Annotated in this window: 16 protein-coding genes; 4 read left to right on the top strand and 12 right to left on the bottom strand. The window is 40.7% G+C overall.

The window, feature by feature from the left end:
• Positions 1 to 79 precede the first annotated feature (79 nt).
• Positions 80 to 2,047, bottom strand: coding sequence for a 1,4-alpha-glucan branching protein GlgB (glgB, locus tag WAA15_RS09595; RefSeq protein WP_337042514.1), 1,968 nt, complete (start codon positions 2,045 to 2,047; stop codon positions 80 to 82).
• Positions 2,048 to 2,205: 158 nt separating this feature from the next.
• On the opposite strand from glgB, the gene WAA15_RS09600 reads away from it, so the two are divergent.
• Entirely contained in the window at positions 2,206 to 3,468 is a 1,263-nt protein-coding gene (locus tag WAA15_RS09600; protein WP_337042515.1) for a replication-associated recombination protein A, read from the top strand.
• Between the two features lie 219 nt (positions 3,469 to 3,687).
• Here WAA15_RS09600 and WAA15_RS09605 read toward each other — a convergent pair whose 3' ends face one another.
• From WAA15_RS09605 to WAA15_RS09620, 4 genes are all read right to left on the bottom strand, one after another.
• The gene (locus WAA15_RS09605) at positions 3,688 to 5,403 is read right to left on the bottom strand and encodes a GMC family oxidoreductase (protein WP_337042516.1); all 1,716 of its coding nucleotides are present in this window, start codon (positions 5,401 to 5,403) and stop codon (positions 3,688 to 3,690) included.
• Between the two features lie 36 nt (positions 5,404 to 5,439).
• Complete coding sequence (locus WAA15_RS09610; RefSeq protein WP_337042517.1) at positions 5,440 to 5,973, bottom strand: gluconate 2-dehydrogenase subunit 3 family protein; 534 nt, start codon at positions 5,971 to 5,973, stop codon at positions 5,440 to 5,442.
• A gap of 237 nt (positions 5,974 to 6,210) precedes the next feature.
• The gene (locus WAA15_RS09615; RefSeq protein WP_337042518.1) at positions 6,211 to 6,909 is read right to left on the bottom strand and encodes a TapB family protein; all 699 of its coding nucleotides are present in this window, start codon (positions 6,907 to 6,909) and stop codon (positions 6,211 to 6,213) included.
• A 126-nt stretch (positions 6,910 to 7,035) separates the two neighbouring features.
• Entirely contained in the window at positions 7,036 to 9,780 is a 2,745-nt protein-coding gene (locus WAA15_RS09620) for a DUF1553 domain-containing protein (RefSeq protein WP_337042519.1), read from the bottom strand.
• A gap of 310 nt (positions 9,781 to 10,090) precedes the next feature.
• Between WAA15_RS09620 and WAA15_RS09625 the strand changes: the two genes are divergently transcribed.
• The 3 genes from WAA15_RS09625 to WAA15_RS09635 all read left to right on the top strand — a co-directional run bounded on the left by WAA15_RS09625 (position 10,091) and on the right by WAA15_RS09635 (position 12,984).
• Positions 10,091 to 10,765: a hypothetical protein gene (locus WAA15_RS09625; protein WP_337042520.1), complete on the top strand. Its 675-nt coding sequence runs from the start codon at positions 10,091 to 10,093 to the stop codon at positions 10,763 to 10,765.
• Between the two features lie 111 nt (positions 10,766 to 10,876).
• A complete protein-coding gene (locus tag WAA15_RS09630; protein ID WP_337042521.1) occupies positions 10,877 to 11,860 on the top strand; it encodes a hypothetical protein in 984 nt (327 codons plus the stop codon).
• Between the two features lie 80 nt (positions 11,861 to 11,940).
• Positions 11,941 to 12,984 carry a hypothetical protein gene (locus WAA15_RS09635; protein WP_337042522.1) on the top strand — a complete coding sequence of 348 codons (1,044 nt, stop codon included), beginning with the start codon at positions 11,941 to 11,943 and terminating at the stop codon, positions 12,982 to 12,984.
• A 104-nt stretch (positions 12,985 to 13,088) separates the two neighbouring features.
• Here the strand turns inward: WAA15_RS09635 and WAA15_RS09640 are convergent, their stop codons facing one another.
• The 7 genes from WAA15_RS09640 to WAA15_RS09670 form a co-directional block, all read right to left on the bottom strand.
• Positions 13,089 to 14,096, bottom strand: a complete 1,008-nt coding sequence (locus tag WAA15_RS09640; RefSeq protein ID WP_337042523.1) for a Gfo/Idh/MocA family oxidoreductase — start codon at positions 14,094 to 14,096, stop codon at positions 13,089 to 13,091.
• Between the two features lie 107 nt (positions 14,097 to 14,203).
• Complete coding sequence (gene thrC, locus WAA15_RS09645) at positions 14,204 to 15,523, bottom strand: threonine synthase (protein WP_337042524.1); 1,320 nt, start codon at positions 15,521 to 15,523, stop codon at positions 14,204 to 14,206.
• A gap of 217 nt (positions 15,524 to 15,740) precedes the next feature.
• A complete protein-coding gene (gene carA / locus WAA15_RS09650; RefSeq protein WP_337042525.1) occupies positions 15,741 to 16,844 on the bottom strand; it encodes a glutamine-hydrolyzing carbamoyl-phosphate synthase small subunit in 1,104 nt (367 codons plus the stop codon).
• A 210-nt stretch (positions 16,845 to 17,054) separates the two neighbouring features.
• Positions 17,055 to 17,771: a carboxypeptidase-like regulatory domain-containing protein gene (locus tag WAA15_RS09655; RefSeq protein ID WP_337042526.1), complete on the bottom strand. Its 717-nt coding sequence runs from the start codon at positions 17,769 to 17,771 to the stop codon at positions 17,055 to 17,057.
• Between the two features lie 70 nt (positions 17,772 to 17,841).
• Positions 17,842 to 18,675 (bottom strand): phosphatidate cytidylyltransferase, encoded by an 834-nt coding sequence (locus tag WAA15_RS09660; protein WP_337042527.1) that lies wholly within the window; start codon positions 18,673 to 18,675, stop codon positions 17,842 to 17,844.
• Positions 18,647 to 18,874 carry a putative signal transducing protein gene (locus WAA15_RS09665; protein WP_337042528.1) on the bottom strand — a complete coding sequence of 76 codons (228 nt, stop codon included), beginning with the start codon at positions 18,872 to 18,874 and terminating at the stop codon, positions 18,647 to 18,649. Before WAA15_RS09665 ends, WAA15_RS09660 begins: the two co-directional genes overlap by 29 nt.
• A 152-nt stretch (positions 18,875 to 19,026) precedes the next feature.
• Positions 19,027 to 20,106, bottom strand: coding sequence for a dipeptidase (locus WAA15_RS09670; protein WP_337042529.1), 1,080 nt, complete (start codon positions 20,104 to 20,106; stop codon positions 19,027 to 19,029).
• Between the last annotated feature and the right edge of the window lie 7 nt (positions 20,107 to 20,113).

The following is a 20,113-nucleotide window of genomic DNA, read 5'->3' on the forward strand; positions in this document are numbered from 1 at the left end:
TTTTTAGTAGCAAAGAACCATTGAAGACATTAATTTATATATTAAACAAAAGGCCCTGACTATTTTCAGGGCCTTTTGTTTAGGCTTTCAGTCTGAACACAACTCCCCCTAATGGCGGAAGCATGATTTCCATAGAGTTTTCTTTTCCATGAGAACTGATTTTCTCAGTATTCACTTCCCCATTTAGCACGCCTGTACCCCAATACTCAAGGGCATCGCTGTTAAATATTTCTTCATAAGTACCAGCCCCAAGTACACCTATTCTGTAACGACTTTGCGGAATCGGAGTAAAGTTTAAGACAACTATAATGTTTTCTTTTTCGTTGAATCCTTTGCGGGCATATACTATCACGGCATTTTCGCGGTCGCTGGTATCAATCCATTCAAAGCCATCGGCCGAAAACTGTTTATCAAACAAAGCCCCTTCGTTACTATAAAGTTTATTAAGCCCCTTTATTAGTTCGTTAATCCCTCTGTTTGGTTTTTGTTCTAACAGATGCCAGTCGAGGCTTTTTTCAAAGTTCCATTCAGCATATTGTGCAAATTCGCCACCCATAAACAAAAGTTTAGCACCCGGATGCGTAAACATATAAGTAAACAACAAGCGCAGATTAGCAAACTTACGCCATTGGTCGCCCGGCATTTTTTCTATCAATGAGCCTTTTCCGTACACTACTTCATCGTGCGAAAGCGGCAACATAAAGTTTTCTGAAAAAGCATATACCAGACTGAAGGTAATGTCATTCTGGTGCCATTTACGATACATTGGGTCTTTAGCAAAGTATCGTAAAGTATCATTCATCCAACCCATCATCCATTTCATTCCAAAGCCTAGCCCCCCTGTATAAACAGGGCGTGAGACCCCCGGAAATGCCGTTGACTCCTCGGCAATAGTTTGGGTATCAGGGAAACTTCTGTATATTTCTTCGTTAAGTTCTTTAAAAAGCGAAATAACTTCCAGATTCTCGCGACCGCCAAATATATTTGGCACCCATTCGCCTGCATTACGTGAGTAATCTCGGTAGAGCATCGAGGCCACCGCATCAACGCGTAAGCCATCAGCATGAAACCTGTCAAGCCAGAAAAGTGCATTACTAATCAAAAAAGAGCGCACTTCATAACGTCCATAATTAAAGATATAGCTTTTCCAGTCTGGGTGGTAACCCTGACGTGGGTCTTCATGTTCATATAAAGCGGTGCCATCAAACCTGAATAACCCGTGTGCATCGCCAGGATAATGAGAAGGAACCCAGTCGAGCAATACACCTATACCATTTATATGGAGTTGCTCAACCAGATACATAAAGTCCTGAGGTGTTCCAAAACGGCTGCTAGTCGAAAAATAACCTGTAATCTGATACCCCCATGATGGTTCGTAAGGGTGTTGCATGATGGGCATAAATTCTACGTGCGTGAAGCCCATTTCTTTTACGTAAGGCACTAACGAATTAGCTATCTCACGATAAGTTAACCTGCGTTCAGGGTCTGAGGGGTCGCGTTGCCATGAGCCTAAATGAACTTCATACACCGAAATTGGCGCATTTAAAGCATTTTTCTGGCGGCGGGTTTGCATCCACTCCTTATCTTTCCATTCATACCAAGTATCCCAAATGATTGATGCCGTTTTGGGTGGGTGCTCCCAATGCAGAGCGTAGGGGTCACCTTTTTCAATATCAGCACCTGTATTGGATGAAATAAAATATTTATATACTTCGCCATTTCCAATATTCGGAATCCAGCCCTCCCAGATACCCGAGCCATCCCAACGAGAAGCTAAAGGGTGCGCGCCGCGAGTCCAGCCATTAAAGTCTCCAATAACCGCTACATAACGCGCATTAGGCGCCCATACGGCAAAATAAGTTCCTACAACGCCCTGATTCTCGATCACATGAGACCCCATCTTTTCATAAAGGCGGTAGTGTTTACCAGCTTTGAAAAGATTAATGTCAAAATCAGTGAATAAACTAAAGGGTTCGACGTTTTTGAAAGTAGGAATGCTTGGTTGAGTTTCTTCTTGGTGCTTGGTAGAAGTAGTTTTCTTTGCCATAGGTCGAAGTAAATCAGGTTTTGTTTTTTCCGATTGGTAAAAATAGAAGAGTGGTTCTACAATTCCAAGAAGCCAACTATATTTGTCATTGAAAATATTTCTTTCTGTCAGAATAACGCTACGAATACTTTATTGCAAAATCTCATAACATTTACCTGATGACTGCACCCCTCGCCGAACGATTACGCCCAAAGAAATTAGATGATTATATCGGGCAAGAACATATTCTGGGCAAAAACAAGCCTCTCCGTAAGGCTATTGAGGCAAACCTTGTGCCTTCAATGATTTTGTGGGGCCCACCCGGTACCGGAAAAACTACTTTAGCCCTACTAATTGCCGAAACGACCAAAAGGCAGTTTCATCAACTCAATGCTGTAAGCTCTGGTGTTAAGGAACTGCGCGAAGTAATCGGAAGGCCATCGGGGTTATTTCCCCCAATTGTATTTATTGATGAGATTCATCGTTATAACAAATCTCAACAGGATTCACTACTGGCAGCCGTAGAAAAAGGGCAGATTACCCTTATTGGGGCGACTACCGAAAATCCTTCTTTTGAAATTAATAGTGCGGTGCTTTCGCGCTGTCAGGTATATGTGCTGGAATCTTTCGGAGAAAAAGAATTAAAAGAACTTACCGACAGGGCTATAAGGGAAGACATAGTTTTAAAAGAAAGAGACATAAAAGTAGACTCTTACGACGCGCTGATGCGTCTTTCGGGAGGTGATGGTCGTAAACTTTTAAATTTGCTCGAAATTATCACTTTTTCTTTCCCGCCTGATGCGCCCATTGTGATTACTGATGACTTGGTGGAAGAAGTAGCACAACGCAACATAGCCCGCTATGATAAATCGGGCGAGCAGCATTATGATATTATTTCGGCCTTTATAAAATCATTGCGGGGTTCAGACCCTAACGCAGCTTTATACTGGATGGCTCGTATGATTATAGCCGGAGAAGATGTGGAATTTATAGCCCGACGGATGCTGATTCTGGCCTCGGAAGATATTGGCAATGCTAACCCTACTGCGGTAATTATGGCAAATAACTGTATGCAGGCAGTTAAGACCATTGGCTACCCTGAAAGTAGAATTATTTTGTCGCAGACGGCTATTTATCTGGCCACTTCGCCCAAATCGAATGCGTCTTATATGGCTATTGAAAATGCTATTGCACTGGCAGAAAAGACCTCACACCTACCCGTGCCATTAGCTCTGCGCAATGCGCCTACCAAACTAATGAAGCAAATTGGCTATGGTAAAGATTATAAATATGCCCACAATTACGAGGGTAATTTTACGAAACTCAACTTTTTGCCCGACGACCTGAAAGGCACCAAACTTTACGAACCCAGCAACAATGCCCGTGAGAACGAAATTCGTAGGCAATTGCAGGCGTGGTGGGCTGAGTGGTATGGGTATTGAGACCAATAATTAGGCTTTAAGTTTCGTCTTTAAATTTTATTAGCAATAATACTCTGGTTTTCTCTTTGGTATGAGAAGCATAGGCTTTAATAACTTCTTCTTTAGTCAGCTTAACAGCAATCATTTATATTTAAGGTATATAAGTGATTAATTAAATTCCAAAAGCAAAGCCTTGAAGGTTCTCACCTACAAGGCCCACTTATACATTCAAAATCCATCCTACAAATTCCCTTTCTTCAATTCCTTCACAGCATAATCAGCAGCGCGGGCTGTTAGGGCCATGTAAGTGAGCGATGGGTTTTGGGTTGAGGTTGAGGTCATGCAAGCACCATCGGTTACGAATACGTTTTTGCATTCGTGCAGGGCATTCCATTTATTGAGTAAGGAAGTTTTAGGGTCTTTACCCATTCTTACGCCACCCATTTCGTGAATATCAAGCCCGGGAGTACGGTTTGAATCATTGGTACGAATATTTTTGAAACCTGCTTTGGTATACATTTCTGTGAGTTGCTCAAAGAAATCTTTCACCATTTTACGGTCGTTATCATCATAATCAACCGAAATGCTCAATTGTGGAATACCCCAAGGGTCAAGTTTCGATTTATCTAATCTTACATAGTTACTTTCTTTCGGAATGGTCTCTCCCATCATGTGCGAACCTACATTCCATACATTATTCAAATATGGGTTCAATAAACCTTTTTTCAAATCTTCGCCCATACCGCTTCTATCATCACGCATATATCTGCCTGCCTGAAAACCAGAAGCATACCCACGCAAGAAATCAGTTTCTTGCTTGAATACATTACGAAAACGTGGAATATAAGGGGAGTTCGGACGGCGACCATCGGTTGTACTATCCAGATAACCTTCGTAGTCAGCACTGATGGTAGCTGTATAATTATGAAAAGCTATGTATTTACCCAACAAACCATTATCATTACCCAAACCATTCGGGAAACGACTCGAAACAGAATTTAACAGAATCAGATTTGAGTTTAATGCTGCGGCGTTTACAAAAATAATGCGGGCATAATACTCGGTCATTTGTTTGGTATTGGCATCAATTACTCTTACGCCTGTGGCTTTGCCTTTCTTTTCATCATAAATGATTGAATGCACCACCGAGTCAGGGCGAAGTGTCATTTTTCCGGTTTTAGCCGCCCACGGCAATGTAGAGGCATTACTGCTGAAATAACCACCAAACGGACAGCCACGTTCGCAAATGGTACGGTGTTGGCATTTGGCTCTCCCTTGCGCAAGATGAACTGGTTTAGGGTCAGTAATGTGCGCACAACGGCCCATAATAATATGGCGGTCGGTATAGTTTTTAGCAACCTGTTGGCTGAAATACTTTTCGACACAGTTCATTTCATGAGGTGGTAGAAACTCTCCGTCAGGCAAACTTGCCAAGCCATCTTTATTGCCTGAAATACCCGCGAATTTCTCAACATAGCTATACCACGGAGCAATATCATCATAACCAATAGGCCATTCTACCGCGAAACCGTCACGGGCAGGGCCTTCAAAATCATATTTTGACCATCGTTGGGTTTGTCTGGCCCAAAGCAAAGACTTACCACCCGTCTGATAGCCGCGAATCCAGTCGAAAGGTTTTTCCTGTACATACGGGTGTTCGGCATCTTTCACAAAGAACTGCTCTGTTCCCTCATAAAAAGCATAACATTTACTCACAATCGGGTTAGCATCTCTTACTTCTTTTTTCAATTGCCCGCGATGCTCAAACTCCCAAGGTTGCATCATGGTTGTTGGGTAATCAGTTACGTGTTTTACTTCACGGCCACGTTCCAGTACCAACGTACGAAGCCCTTTTCCGGTTAATTCTTTGGCAGCCCAACCTCCGCTAATGCCCGAACCAATAACAATGGCATCGAAAGTTTGTGCCGCAACAGCATCTATATTAAAATATGACATAATTTGTAAATTAAATTTAATAACAGTTAGGATTTTTTACTTACCAGCCTGCGTTTTGGCAGGCACACAACCATGATAACGCCCCGGAATAAACTCGTACACACGTAGGTTAGTCATGACATACTCTGAGTTCAGATAGCCTTGAATAGTAAGATTTTTTACCAACCTGATAAACCCTTTCTCGGTATCATTGCCAGCCTTATCCATTTTGTTTAATACTGCCAGTTTTTGTGTGGGTTCGCAAGAAATAAAAGTTTTATTATATTCTTTTCTGGCTATTTCGTCAACTGCTACCAGCCCTTTGGCAAAGGTATCCTGCGCTTTGGTGTCGTAGCAATCAGCAACCATAAGGGTAACGAATTTATCTACGTTCAGGTCTTTGGCACCAGGGGTATCTGTTTTCGGAATAATGGTTCCTACTACTTCGGCTAACAGGGTTTCTTGTAAAGGTGTAAGAATAATAGAAGATTGCTGGAGGGTTTCTTTACTCCAGGCATTAGCCCAGGAAGGTAAAACAAGAGTACTACCAATACTCAGGGCAAATGTTTTTAAGGCCGCTCGTCGTTGCATTGTTATGTCAGGGATGAATTTTTACGCAATTTACAGATTTATCAGCAAAGAACTTCAAGCGTTCTTCAAAATCGTCGTTAAAGAACGCTTTACAGGATGATATATTTTTTATGTTAACACTGAAAAACAAATTACCACGACGTAACACAAGATTTCATATATAACCACCCCGAGGAGTACAATCGTATAGAAAATCTGGCAAACCCTCGTGGTAAAACTATTATACTAACAATTAACTTATTGACCCTCAATTTTAGTTAATTCCATATAGCTCTGGCGATTGCCTTTTTCATCGAACTGCTCCAATTTTACCAGCCCTACCCCTTTTGCCAGATATTCAACACATTTTAATTTACGATTACCCATGAATTTCATAGCCAAATCATAAGTCAGTTTTGCACATTCAAATTTTCCGGCAGGAGTCTCTATTGTTTCGTAGGCTTCAACTTTACGGTTAGCAATGTTGGCATTCATATTCATGATAGTCATGCCTCCTTCAAAACCTGACTTAATATTTACGCTGGCATCTTTTAGGGTATCTCCCACTTTTAAATCTCTGGGGTATACCATCTGGTCGCCGGTGACACTCACTTTAATATCGGGCGACTTAGGCATCATATCAGCACTTATGTTCCGAATATCTGTGTAATAATCGCCGTCTACACATTTCCCTGTCGATTCACTTTTTGAAAGTAGTTTGTTTTTTGCATCATATATTTCATGAGCAAATTTTACCGACATACCTCCGGCATCGGGGCTATACTCCAGCACTTCATATCTAGTAGTAAGCGTTGGTTTATTTTTTTTGTCGTAAGAAGTCATTTCAACTTTCATTCCTTTCTTGAAATTGAAATAACCGCCACAATCTTGCGAAAAGGCTGTATTGAAGTTCAGTAGAAGCGTAAGCGCGACAAGAATCGAAAATATTTTTTTCATGGTTCTAATGTATTTTTAAATGACACTTCTAATAAACAAATATTCCTGATTATTAGTATTTCCAGACCTGAATTAAACCTGAAAATTTATTAAGTGTTTGTTGCTTCGCCCAGAAATATACGTTTTCTATTCTTTTGTTACAATTTCATCCAGATTCAGCATGGCATTGGCAGTAACGGCCATTGCTGCCAGTTTAGGGGAGGTGTCTGACCTCCCAAAGAATTTATAGGCTTCCACAGGGTTCTTGCTATATTCTTTTTCGGTTTGTTTATAAAGCTTTGCAAGTACCTGTAATTTTTTAATGTCGATGTCGTGCATCATAATCAGGTTAAAACCTGCCTGTATCTGTTCTTCGGGAGTTTTGCCCTTTTTGAGCATATTTTTTGCCAATTCCTGCGCGGCCTCTACATATACGGGGTCGTTGAGGGTTACAAGAGCTTGTAAGGGAGTATTAGTGCGCAAGCGTCTCAGCTGACAGAATTCGCGGCTTGGGGCATCGAACGACATCATTGACGGGTACGGTGCTGTACGTTTCCAGAAAGTGTAAATAGCCCGACGATATTTATCTTCACCCTGTGAAAGTTTCCAAGATTCGCCACTCCACGGCGACTGCCATAACCCTTCAGGCTGGTATGGCATTACGCTTTTACCATACATTTTTTTTGATAGCAACCCGCTTACCAAAAGAGCTTGGTCTCGTACCTGTTCGGCTGTGAGGCGGATACGTGGCCCACGAGCCAAGTAACGATTGTAAGGGTCTTTCTCGAGAAGCTCTTTATTGACTTCTGACGATTGTTGATAAGTGCCCGACATCACAATCATTTTGAGTAGCTTCTTAATGCTCCATTTCATATCATTCTGAAAGCTAACTGCCAGATAATCGAGCAATTCGGGGTTACTTGCACTAAAGCCTTGTGTACCGAAGTCTTCAACGGTTTCTACAATACCTGTTCCGAAAATTTGTTCCCAGAACCGATTCACAGTCACCCGTGCCGTAAGCGGATTATTGCCGTCTACCAACCATTTTGCTAGACCTAAACGGTTTTTAGGATAGTTTTCGGGCATTTTTGATAAATACTTCGGCACATCTGGTTTAACTGCCTTTCCATGTACTAACCAGTTGCCGCGTTCAAAAATGTGTTGCTCACGAGCCAAATCGCCTTCTCCTTCACTCATAATGGGCGTAAAATCGGCTTTGGCGTTTAATATCTGCTTATATTGTAATTCAACTGATTCGTATTCTTTTCCTTCCCCGAAAGTTTTCTGAAACGACAACCATTTAATCTGTAACCAATCTTTAGGCTTTTTGGGATTATTAAAAACGAAGTATAGATCGTGTTTACCCACCATTTTGGGCAAAGGGTAAAACATAACCGTATCACCTGCCTTCGGAATAGGAATAGTCAGAATGTTTTTACCGTTTACGTCAGTGTCTCTGATATACAAGGTTCCTTTTTCAGTACCTGTATTAAAGTTCATCACCAGCCGGTCTTTATCAGTAAGTGTTACTCCTTTCAGACGGCCATACCCTGTATGCTGTAAACCAAGATACTTGGCATCGAGCAAAGATGAGGTTCCTTCTGAAAGGGGTTCAATGGCATGAGAATTAAATTTAGGCTCAAGAACCTCCACAAATTTTTCAAAATCTTTTTCGTTTCTTCCCTTCGCCAGAATCCATTTTTTTACTTCTTCTATTTTTATAGAATCTTCTGGTTTATAGAATCTTAAATAAGGAGTGTCGCTAACAACGTCTTCGTCGCGGGCATTATTAAAAAACGCCATTACTTTGTAATATTCTTCATGCACAAAGGGGTCGTACGGATGCGTATGACACTGCACACACCCCATGGTAGTGCCTTGCCATACGTCAAAAGTAGTATTTACGCGGTCGATAGTTGCCGCCACCCTGAACTCCTCATCAACGGTACCGCCTTCATCGTTATTCATGGTATTACGATGAAACCCCGTAGCTATCAGTTGGTTTTTGGTTGGGTTTGGGAGTAAATCGCCGGCTAATTGCTCAATTGTAAACTCGTCGAATGGCTTGTCTTTATTAAAGGCTTCAATGACATAATCACGGTATCGCCAGATATTTCTGTATACATCCCGTTCATATCCTTTTGTGTCGGCATATCGGGCAAGGTCAAGCCACATGGCGGCCCAACGCTCACCATAAGCCGATGAAGCCAGTAGCTGGTCGACTACTTTTTCGTAAGCATTTTCAGAATTATCTTGCAGAAATGCCTGTAATTGTTGTTCTGTGGGAGGCAGGCCCGTGAGGTCTAAATACACGCGCCGTAACAAGGTACCCTTATCAGCCTGTGGCGAGTGGCGCAAGCCTTCTTCTTTGAGTTTATGTAACACAAAGTTATCTATCTCGTTTTTGGCAAATCGGGTTTCATCATCTTTATAAAGACCTAAACGCGCAAAAAAACCACCTACCGAAGGCACATCTGGTTTTGCTGGCTTTTTATAAGCCCAATGGTCTCCCCAAGGCGCGCCTTGGTCAATCCATTTTTTCAAGAGCGTTATTTCTTCATGGCTTAAAGGGTCTTTGCCTTTAGGCATACGCTCTTCGGTATCTTTTGTAACAAGTCGTTTGTAGAACTCCGAGTGTTCGGCATCGCCGGGTAAAATAGCCACTTTACCTGATTTCCCTTTGGTATTGATTGCCTCGTGCGAAAACAGAAAACTAACATCTCCTGCTTTTTTTACACCTCCATGGCACGACACACAATGCTTGTTCAAAATCGGTTTGATTTCGGTATTGAAATCGACCTGACTTGAAAAAGGATTAAAGCTGAATGCCATCATGCCTGCAATACCTAAGGCTGCTAGTCCGGCTATGGAAATCTTAACGGTATTTGTCATAAACTTGTCTATACAACATATATTCTTTACAAATTTATACATTAGAATTTTTACAGCCTTATTTTTTAGCGAATAAATTCATTAGAATAGCATTGGTTTTTATCAGATAAGATATTTACATAAAAATCTGACCAGATTTGTAAGTTTTCAAAAATCATCACTAAATTTAACCATTCGACACTCCGTTTGCTTGTATTGTATGATTATCATTTGTAGATTCTTGATAATACCTCAAAATTTGAATCGAAATTATTTCACATAAACCTAATTTTAATTTTATTCACGCTAAAACCATAGCTTAGAATTAAAAATGAGCGATTTTCTAAAAAAACTAAAGGGTATTTTTATCGTAGAATCCCCTACCGATGGGCAAGCAACCGAAGCCGATGCAACAGCCAAGTCTGAAACATCGGGCAGCAAGCCTGCTCCTGCACCCACTCCTACGCCAACCGTCAGCGTTCCTGCCGGAAAAGCATCAGAGAAATTTTATGATATTCTGCTAGGAGCAATGGAGACCAACAATCAGGAAGGTTTTGATTATCTGGAATATAAAAAATCTTTGCAGACCCTAGCCAAAATGCCCATGGATGAACAAACGCGTTATCTTTCGGCGTTTGCTGCGGCACAGGCTATGGGTGTTACACCTCAGAAGCTAAGCGAGTCGGCTGGTTTTTACCTGAAAGTTTTGCAATCAGAAGATACCAAGTTTCAGGAATCTGTAAACACCCAACGCCAGAAGCAAATTGGTAACAAGGAAAAAGCCATTGCCGACATGGAAGCCACCATTAAAGCTAAAGGCGAACAAATAGCCCGACTAACCGAAGAAATTCAGGCACACCAGAATGATATGGAACAAATGAAAGCAGAGATATCTGATGCCGTAGTAAAAATTGAAACAACGTTGAGTGATTTTCATGCTACCTACGAAGAGCTAACAGGCCAAATAGGGAAAGACATGGAAAACATCAGTAAATACTTAAAGTAAATAAACCCTGATTCTAAAAGAGAAAGCCCCTTTACTCTGATAGAATAATAAACATACATTATAAATTTTATCAAATTCCTCGCGGGGGCAGAGGGAATACCCAAATAACCAATGGAACTTCAAGAATCAAAACCCAAATCGTTTTGGGAACGCCCAGAAGGCAAAACAGGGACTCTATTCGCCGCAGGTATATTGCTAGGTGGTGGGTATCTTTTATACAAAGCTCTACCTGTTTTAATTTCTTTAGCCCAAAACACCTTATATCTGGCTGGCTTGCTTATTGCTCTGGCAGCCCTTATTTATATGATACTTGACCCTAAAATGAGAAATCTCATTTTCTACATTTATAAAAGTATCATGCGGTGGATTACTGGTCTTTTTGTGCAGCTTGACCCAATTGGTATTCTTAAAACCTATGTTGATGAGTTAAGAAATAACCTGAGCAAAATGAATCAACAAATTTCGACACTCAAGGGGCAGATGTATAACCTGAAAACCATTATTGAAAACAATAAAAAACAAATTCAGAACGACCTCAACCTTGCCAGCAAAGCCAAAGAAACCGACAAACAGGCCATGATGGTACTGAAAGCCCGTAAAGCTGGCCGTTTGCAGGAATCGAACATCAAACTGGAAGACCTCTATAAAAAAATGGAGATTTTATACAGAGTTTTAGGCAAAATGTATGAGAACTCTGAAATAATGCTCGAAGATATTAAAGACCAAGTAACCGTAAAAGAACAAGAAAGAAAAGCCATTCGTGCCAGCCATTCGGCTATGCGTTCGGCTATGAATATTCTGAGCGGAAATAAAGACCAACGCCAGATGTTTGACATGGCTATGGAATCAATAGCAGATGATGTAAGCCAGAAAGTAGGAGAAATGGAACGCTTCATGGAGATGTCGTCTAACTTTATGGATTCTATTGACCTGCAAAATGGCGTATTTGAAGAAGAAGGTCTGAAAATGCTTGAAAAATGGGAAACAGAAGGCGTATCACTTCTTTTGGGAGACGATAAAAAAGCCCTTATTGCAGGCAAACAAGTTTCTTCAAGTAAACCGTCGGGTAACCAGTACGATAAACTTTTTGAATAAAACACCCGCAGGCAAAGCCTGCATAGGTATCAAGCATCTAATATTTACACAAAACTTAATAGGTTATAAACTGACAAAAAATGAAAACAACACTCACACCATTTGCCAGATTCCTGATTACGCTTGCTATTCTGGCAGGATTATTCTTTGGCGGCAAATATATTCTGGATAATACAAGCTGGGGAAAATCTTTAATGAATAAAAGCGCGCAAAGCGAAGATACAACTAATACAAAAGCTCCAGAGCCAGGGCCTACCTCTGAATCATCGGGTAGCACTTCGTCGAGCAGCGACAACGAAGCTACTGCAACAGGTTCATCTTCTTTTAATTATGTTGCCAAAGAACCTATTAATGGCAAGTTAAAAGGGGTTGTTGAATTAGGTGCCAGTGGTTTTAATTCTTTTATTGTTAGAATTGATAAGGACAAAAACTGGAAACTGGAAAAATCGGAATTTGGAAATAGCCTTGTTACTGAAAATATGGCTACCGATGAAGACATCAGAGCCGGATTAAAAAAATATATCGGTAGTATGCTCGATTTTGGAGTTAGTGGCCGCGATATTCACTTTGTAGTAAGCTCAGGAGCTGTTAAAGCTGATGTTACCCAGAAAATCATTAAAAACCTGAAGGCTTTAAACTATTTTGTTAATACTGTTACCCCAGAACAGGAAGGTGCTTTGGCTCTAAAATGTGTGTTGCCAGAAGATTTTGAAGATGAAGGATTTGTAACTGATATCGGCTCAGGAAATACTAAAATATCGTGGTCGACAAATGGCAGCGTTTCTGCGCTGGAAACTTACGGTGCAAAATATTTCCAGAATGGCGTTGACGACGGCAAAGTCTATGACGAAGTAAAAGCAAAAGCCTCGTCTGTACCAAGCATGAAACGTAAAACCTGTTTTATTATTGGCGGTGTGCCATTTTCAATGGCTAAGAAAGTGAGAGTGGGGAAAGAACGCTATACCGTTCTTAAAGAACCAGCTTTCTACAAAGATCTGAAAGATGCAAAAGACAAAGCAGGAGTAAACATTTACAAAGCTATTAAAGATGCTACGGGCTGTGAACAATTTGTTTTTGACTGGGATGCTAACTTTACTATTGGTTTCTTGTTAGGCTTACCTTGATAGAAATCAAATTGGCAAATAAATAAAAGGTTAACGAGTGTTTTAGTTGTTCTAACAGAAAATCTAGCACTTGTTAACCTTTTTTATTCTTAGTGTTTTACCAGTTAGCTTCTCTTAACAGCCTCAATGATTTTCATTTGCTCTACTATTTGTTCGGGTTTAATAAATTGCTCTTTGCCTTCGGCTATTACTTCATAGAGATTCTGAAATAAAATACCCCAATTGCCGGGTTCTGTATCGACATGCCCCCTGAACGATACACCATTGATTTCGGCATTCAGTAGGCCACTATTTGCTTTTGATTCTACTCCGAAACCTTCCATACCGGGCATTAATCCGGCTTTCAGGTTATCTTCCTGTACATCAAGCCCATATTTAACAAATGAACCTTTTGTACCATGTAGTACGTATCTTGGCCCTTCTTCCCGCACTAAAAGGCTCGACTTAAGGGTAACCTTCAGTTTTCCGTAATCTAGTCTTATATCAAAAGCGTCGTCTATCTCGGAGCCTTCGCGCTGGGTATAGGTTTCACCCCATATATTTTTGGGTGCGCCAAAAAGTGTAATGGTCTGGTCAATGATATGAGCACCTAAATCATACAGAATACCATTAGCAGGGCTAACGGCTTCTTTCCATTTCTTAGGGTTTAAAACAGGCTTGTATCTGTCATAATGTGCTTCATAACTGATTAACTCACCTAATACACCACTTTCTACCACTTTTCTTACTGTTCTGAAATCTCCGTCGAAACGCCTGTTCTGAAATATATACACCACTTTATTTTTCTCTTTAGCTAATGCAATTATTTCTTCTGCCTCAGCCACGGTAGAGGTAAAGGGTTTTTCGACCAGAATATGTTTGTTGGCTTGCAGGCTCTTGATGGCTAGCTCATGGTGAGTTGAACTTGGCGAACAAATACTTACTAAATCAATTTCATCGTCGGCCAGCACTTCATCTATATGTTTTGCTACTCCTACATTTGGAAAAATAGCCTGAGGATTCTGGCTGTTGCAAACGACGGTCTTTAAACGGAAATTCGGATAAGCTTCAAAGAAAGGAGCTTGCAGGTATCTGCCCGATAGTCCGAAACCTACTAAGGCTACGTTAATCATGGTAGTTTAATAAAGAAAGGTTATAAATGATGGGCTAAATTAAATAAAAAAGCCTTGCTGCAAGAATACAACAAGGCTTTTTTCTGATATTTATTTGACATTCCACGTCAGGCTTTTGCATAAGCCGTTGTAATTGTCTGCTTAAACTCTTCGTAATCAGTGCTTATTTTGGTAGCCTGCTTTCCCTTATCTAATAATACCGAAAGCCTTTCAGGAATTGTTTGCTCGCCTATTACTTCTTCTACCACATCCAGAAACTTGGCATAATGTGCCGTTGATAAAAATACCCCAGCCACAGGCTCTTCGAGCGATTTTGTGTAATCTTTCAGCCCTAAATACGCCACAGCAGTGTGTGGGCACATCACATAACCAGTACGTTCATAAACTGTGCGCATAGCTGTACGGGTTTCGGTATCGGTATAGAAACAGCCCGTAACCATTTTTTGCATTTGTGTCAAATCATTATCGAACAATGCTTGCATACGTGGAAAATTGCTTGGGTTTCCTACATCCATCGCATTGGAAATAGTTGATAATGATGGGCTGATTGGCTCATAAACCCCCGACTCAAGGTAAACTGGTACCACTTTATTTACATTAGTGGCTGCTATAAACTGTTTTACAGGCATACCCATACGCCATGCAATAATTCCGGCACTTAAATTACCAAAGTTTCCACTTGGTACTGCAATCACTATATTTTCACCTAATCCTTTTTTCTTTAGTTGGGCATAAGCGTTTACATAGTAAAACGCCTGTGGAATCAAGCGGGCTATATTGATAGAATTGGCCGAAGCCAGTGAAAACTGTGCCGTCAGGTCTTTATCCAGAAACGCCTGCTTTACCAGTTTCTGACAATCGTCAAAAGTACCTTCTACTTCCAGTGCGCTTACATTTTTGCCGAGTGTTGTTAACTGTTTTTCCTGAATATCGCTTACTTTGCCACTAGGGTAAAGTATGGTTACGTCAATGTTGGGCGTCTGGTAGAATCCTTGTGCGACTGCCCCTCCGGTATCGCCCGAAGTAGCAACCAGAATATGAATCTGTTTCTCTGATTTTTGCAGGAAGTATGACATCAGTGCGGCCATAAATCTGGCTCCAAAATCCTTGAATGCCATTGACGGGCCATGAAACAATTCGAGACAATAAGTATCGTCTTCAACTTCTACCAAAGGTGCCGGAAAATCAATGGCTTTCTCAACTAGTGCCTTTAAGTCGTTGGCAGGTACATCTTCCCCTATCAGGGCATGAGCAATCTCGAAGGCTATTTCCTGCAAGCTCAGATTCTCGACATTCTCCCAGAAAGACTCTGGTAGTTTTGGAATAAAGGTTGGCATGTACAAGCCATTATCGGGTGGTAACCCACGAAAAATAGCTTCCTCTAAAGATACATCGGGGCTTTGGTGTCTGGTACTATATAGCTGCATAAGAATGGTCGTCAGATTTTTTTAAACTAGGCACAACCGTTTCATTCGGTTAACTGTAATCCTTAAATACCTCGCTAGTTGATGTAGCGCACGACTAAATGAGATACTTTACGAAAGATAGATTAATGTATCATCCGTATTTTATAAATATAGGACGATTAAAAAAAACCGTCCTATCAATTTATCTTCTGGTCGTTAATAACAGGCGATAAACCTATTATTTTTCGAGCATTTTCACGAAATCATCAAACAAATATCTTGAATCGTGTGGGCCTGGTGAAGCCTCAGGGTGGTATTGCACCGAGAATGCAGGCTTATCTTTCCGGCGGATACCCTCAATGGTATCATCGTTCAGATTCACGTGTGTCAGTTCTATATTTTCATTATTTTTTACCTGTTCAGGTCTTACGGCAAAACCGTGGTTCTGAGATGTAACCTCGCAGTAGCCAGTAATAAGGTTTTTAACCGGATGGTTCAGGCCACGATGCCCATTCTTCATTTTATAGGTATCAATGCCACTAGCCAAAGCCAGTAACTGATGCCCCAGACAAATACCAAATACGGGTTTGCCTGTTTCAACTACCTCTTTAATGGTTTCTACGGCATACGGCATGGCGGCGGGGTCACCCGGGCCATTCGATAGGAAGAAGCCATCTGGATTAAACGCTTTTAGTTCTTCAAAACTGGTTTTGGCATTAAAAACCTTACAGTAACAGTCTCTTGAAGTAAAGTTTTTAAGGATACTTTTCTTCACGCCAAAATCAAGTACGGCAACTTTGTATTTAGCGTTTTCTTCACCCATGGCATAAGGTTCTGGAGTACTTACCACCGACGAAAGCTCAAGACCTTCCATCGAAGGGCATTTTTTCAATTCTGCCATTAGTTCCTCTGGGTCAAGAATCTCAGAAGAAATAATACAGTTCATTACTCCTGCATTGCGGATGTGTCTTACAATCTGGCGGGTATCTACATCACAGATACCTACAATACCGGCACGTTCAAAGTATTCCTGCAAAGAGAAATCGGCAGTTGTGCGTGAGTAATAATGATTCGCATACGCATTACAAACCATACCACTTATTGTTACACTTTTCGATTCTTCTTCGTCATCAAGTACTACGCCATAGTTTCCGATATGGGAGGTAGTATTTACAATAATTTGACCGAAATAAGAAGGATCCGTGTAAATTTCCTGGTAGCCAGTCATGCCTGTATTGAAACAGATTTCGCCAGCCGAAGTACCAATTTTACCAAGAGCTTTACCTTTGAAATAAGTACCATCTTCAAGGAGTAAAATGGCGTCAGAAGGTGTATGAGTCATTGAAAGAAGAATGTTGTTTTCCGATAAATATTTAAAAAACCGCTTGAATTATTACCTGAGGGCAATTGGTTCAAGCACAGTATCGGAGAACAAAGTTAGGAAAAAAACAGATACGTTAAGTAGAATATCGAACGTTAAGACTGTTTTCTTTTAAAAATGCAATTATAATCAAATAAAGTTATATAAACATCTGATTAAGCCTGTGGAGGCTTAATCATTCTTTTTCATGTTATCTCTAAAATACTGGTCCCGCGTGACGTTATCCCTCGGCGCAGCCTCTGCTCCTGCCTTCCAAGATTTGTCTTTCCATGCCCCGCTTTTGATTGATTTTACAAAATTCACCCATGAAAACGGATTCAACAACGGGTTTGTAGTAACTGAGCCTCTACTTTCTATCTGTTTTACAAACTGGTTATTGGCATACCTGAAATTGGCATCGGCACTCATGCCATGCACTGAGGCCATTTTAGCAATATTTTCGGGGCTGTATGTTTCCTGCAAAATCTGCCGTTCGCGTTCATCGGGCAGTTTCATATCAACAAGTGCCTGCTTAAACTCTTCTTCGGTATTGAACGGGTAAACTTTAACTTCTTTTAACATTTTGGCATCTACCTGTAACTCTACAAATACCGAATAATCAACATCTGTTTTCTTCGGAATAATATGGAACTGTTTCTTAAAACCTACATAACTAAACACTACCGTATCACCCGGAAAGACTCCTAACACAAAGTATCCTTTATTGTTTGAGAGGGTTCCCCTACCCGCTTGTGGAATGGTAATGTAAGCCCCGGGCAGAGGCTCTTTGGTCTGGCTATCGATTACTAACCCCGAAAATGTAATATACTTTATTTCGCCTTGAGAATGCGCTAAGTGGCTAATTATCAAGCATATAAAAATAAACAGATATGTAATATTTTTTTTCATTGTCTCGTTAGTAAAGGTACAGACTCGCTGTTTTTAAAACATTTTTTTGTGTCAAGTAGGTTCAAAAAAATCAGCCAAATATCTTCAGAAAAGTTACGATAAAAGGCATTGAAAGTAAAAGCCCGTCGAATCTGTCCATGAATCCACCATGGCCCGGAATTAAACTTCCCGAATCTTTTATAGCAATACTACGCTTAAATAGTGATTCTACCAAATCGCCGAGTGTTCCTGTGATGGCAATAATAACAGCAACTATATACCATTGCCATGGCAAAATGCAATTGAAATACTTTGTTAAAATAAACGCTACAATTAATGATAATATTGCCCCTCCGAAAAAGCCCTCCCAAGTCTTTTTTGGAGATACACGTTCAAAGAGTTTGCGTTTCCCGAGAAACCTTCCGGCAAAGTAAGCACCGGTATCGCTTGACCATAAAATAAAGAGGCACCCCAGAATTAATTTAGGTTCATAGCCTGTATCGGTCAGTACAAGTTCATTAATAAGGGCAAATGGTACAGCTACATAAATTATACCCAAAAAGGTATAGCCCAGATTAGCGAATGGCTTTGAATCTTTCTTTTTGTATAATTTAATAAAAAATGTTGCCGTTAATAAAGGTACTACCAGATAATAAAATTTAAAAGGAATCAGGTCTTTTTCTATAAAAAAGGTAAGTACATTTAAAACCACACCACAGAAAGTTCCGTAAAATGCGAGCGGCGAGTTAGCATCGAGCTTCAACAGTTTATAAAACTCCCATTGAGTTAGAACGCTTATTGTAAGAAACAAAACCCATGATGTCCATTCATTATATAATACTCCTACAAGGATAATAGATACTCCGATTACAGCAGCAATAATTCGTTGGCTCAGGTTAGAGAGTTGATTCAGTTTCCGGGTCATTTTGGTTAAATATATCGATAATCACTTTTGCAATATTTTCCTGATTGTCAGGCACATGCACTTCGCACCATCCTATAAGATAGTTACGGTCTTTTTTATTTAAAACTACTGCCGCTACCTCGTGCGATAACAACTCATTTTTGAGTATTTCGGCTTTAAAAACATTGGGGGTTTCAAAAACCTTTACCCATTTTGTCATATTTCTTAATAATAATTTTATCAAATATAATTGTATTTTCTTGAAAACATTACTTTGCTTTAGAATAAAGATGGCGCTAAGTACCAAGCGTAGTTGGCCCTACTCAATAAAATTCTTTTGAAAAGTAAAAAGTAGGAGGATATAATCCGGAATCAGGCCAACGCTTTACGCATAATACGTAGCCAGTTTTTATGAAAAATGTTTTCAATATCGGCATTTGTATAGCCTCTTTTAGCCAATAAATGCTGGTATTTCTGCAAGTCGGCAATGGTGTCCAAATCATACGGAGATTGTTCCTGACCAAAAGTACCATCGAGGTCGCTGCCGATAGCAATATGTAAACTATTGCCGGTAATCTGGCAGATGTGGTCGTAATGGTCAATCAGCACTTCCAGATTAGCCCCTATGGCCTCAGGGTTTATTTGTCTTTGAATAAGGCCCGGTTTTAACATCCAGACATCAAGGCAGCCACCTATTACGGCCCCGCGTTCAACCAGACGTTTAATTTGCTCGTCGTTTAACTGCCGTTGATGCGGCACCAGACTACGGCAGTTATGATGACTTGCCCATACCTGCCCCTGAAATAAATCAAGTGCTTCGTCAAAGCCCTCATCGGTCAGGTGCGTGGCATCCAGTACCATGCCTAGCCTATCCATTTCTTTTACCAGTTCACGTCCGGCCTGAGTTAGTCCGCCAGTCATACCTGTACCGGGCGCATACCGACCCGGGCCATAATGGGCAGGGCCAATAGCTCTTAATCCATAGTTATATGCTTTTTCGAGGTAAGAAAGGTTAACCAACGAATCAGCCCCTTCCAGACTCAGAATAAAACCGATAGGTTTTTTAGTATCATCCTGCGAGGTATCTTCCCAAAGGGCAATATGTTTATCCAATTGGCTGGCAGTAGTAATCTGCACCATTTCGCCTGCCTCAACCATTGCCTGATACCATGCTAGTTGGGCCTGTGTCATGGCCCATGCCTGATGAGGCGAATTCCAACCCGAACCGGGCATATTACCATTATGTTCGCTGTATCGGGCTAGCTGAGTAGCCACTATTACGGCTATTTTTCCTTTTCTAAGTTCTGGCAACGAAACCACACCTTTGCCTCGGTCAATTTTATCAGTCATTCCTGCTTCCATTGAGCGGATTTCCTCAACTGTTCGTCTGTAATCACGATTCCATTCAATCGCGTTCATGGCCATATCAAGGTGGGCATCTATAATTATCATCTGTAAT

Source organism: Emticicia sp. 17c, assembly GCF_037153985.1.
Lineage (GTDB): Bacteria > Bacteroidota > Bacteroidia > Cytophagales > Spirosomataceae > Emticicia.

What these genes read in the sequence shown, in the direction of transcription:
- thrC (WP_337042524.1), bottom strand. Translation starts at nt 15,523, where the DNA reads ATGCAGCTATATAGTACCAGACACCAAAGCCCCGATGTATCTTTAGAG.
- WAA15_RS09610 (WP_337042517.1), bottom strand. Translation starts at nt 5,973, where the DNA reads ATGCAACGACGAGCGGCCTTAAAAACATTTGCCCTGAGTATTGGTAGT.
- WAA15_RS09635 (WP_337042522.1), top strand. Translation starts at nt 11,941, where the DNA reads ATGAAAACAACACTCACACCATTTGCCAGATTCCTGATTACGCTTGCT.
- WAA15_RS09655 (WP_337042526.1), bottom strand. Translation starts at nt 17,771, where the DNA reads ATGAAAAAAAATATTACATATCTGTTTATTTTTATATGCTTGATAATT.
- WAA15_RS09670 (WP_337042529.1), bottom strand. Translation starts at nt 20,106, where the DNA reads ATGATAATTATAGATGCCCACCTTGATATGGCCATGAACGCGATTGAA.
- WAA15_RS09625 (WP_337042520.1), top strand. Translation starts at nt 10,091, where the DNA reads ATGAGCGATTTTCTAAAAAAACTAAAGGGTATTTTTATCGTAGAATCC.
- glgB (WP_337042514.1), bottom strand. Translation starts at nt 2,047, where the DNA reads ATGGCAAAGAAAACTACTTCTACCAAGCACCAAGAAGAAACTCAACCA.
- WAA15_RS09600 (WP_337042515.1), top strand. Translation starts at nt 2,206, where the DNA reads ATGACTGCACCCCTCGCCGAACGATTACGCCCAAAGAAATTAGATGAT.
- WAA15_RS09640 (WP_337042523.1), bottom strand. Translation starts at nt 14,096, where the DNA reads ATGATTAACGTAGCCTTAGTAGGTTTCGGACTATCGGGCAGATACCTG.
- carA (WP_337042525.1), bottom strand. Translation starts at nt 16,844, where the DNA reads ATGACTCATACACCTTCTGACGCCATTTTACTCCTTGAAGATGGTACT.
- WAA15_RS09630 (WP_337042521.1), top strand. Translation starts at nt 10,877, where the DNA reads ATGGAACTTCAAGAATCAAAACCCAAATCGTTTTGGGAACGCCCAGAA.
- WAA15_RS09660 (WP_337042527.1), bottom strand. Translation starts at nt 18,675, where the DNA reads ATGACCCGGAAACTGAATCAACTCTCTAACCTGAGCCAACGAATTATT.
- WAA15_RS09615 (WP_337042518.1), bottom strand. Translation starts at nt 6,909, where the DNA reads ATGAAAAAAATATTTTCGATTCTTGTCGCGCTTACGCTTCTACTGAAC.
- WAA15_RS09620 (WP_337042519.1), bottom strand. Translation starts at nt 9,780, where the DNA reads ATGACAAATACCGTTAAGATTTCCATAGCCGGACTAGCAGCCTTAGGT.
- WAA15_RS09605 (WP_337042516.1), bottom strand. Translation starts at nt 5,403, where the DNA reads ATGTCATATTTTAATATAGATGCTGTTGCGGCACAAACTTTCGATGCC.
- WAA15_RS09665 (WP_337042528.1), bottom strand. Translation starts at nt 18,874, where the DNA reads ATGACAAAATGGGTAAAGGTTTTTGAAACCCCCAATGTTTTTAAAGCC.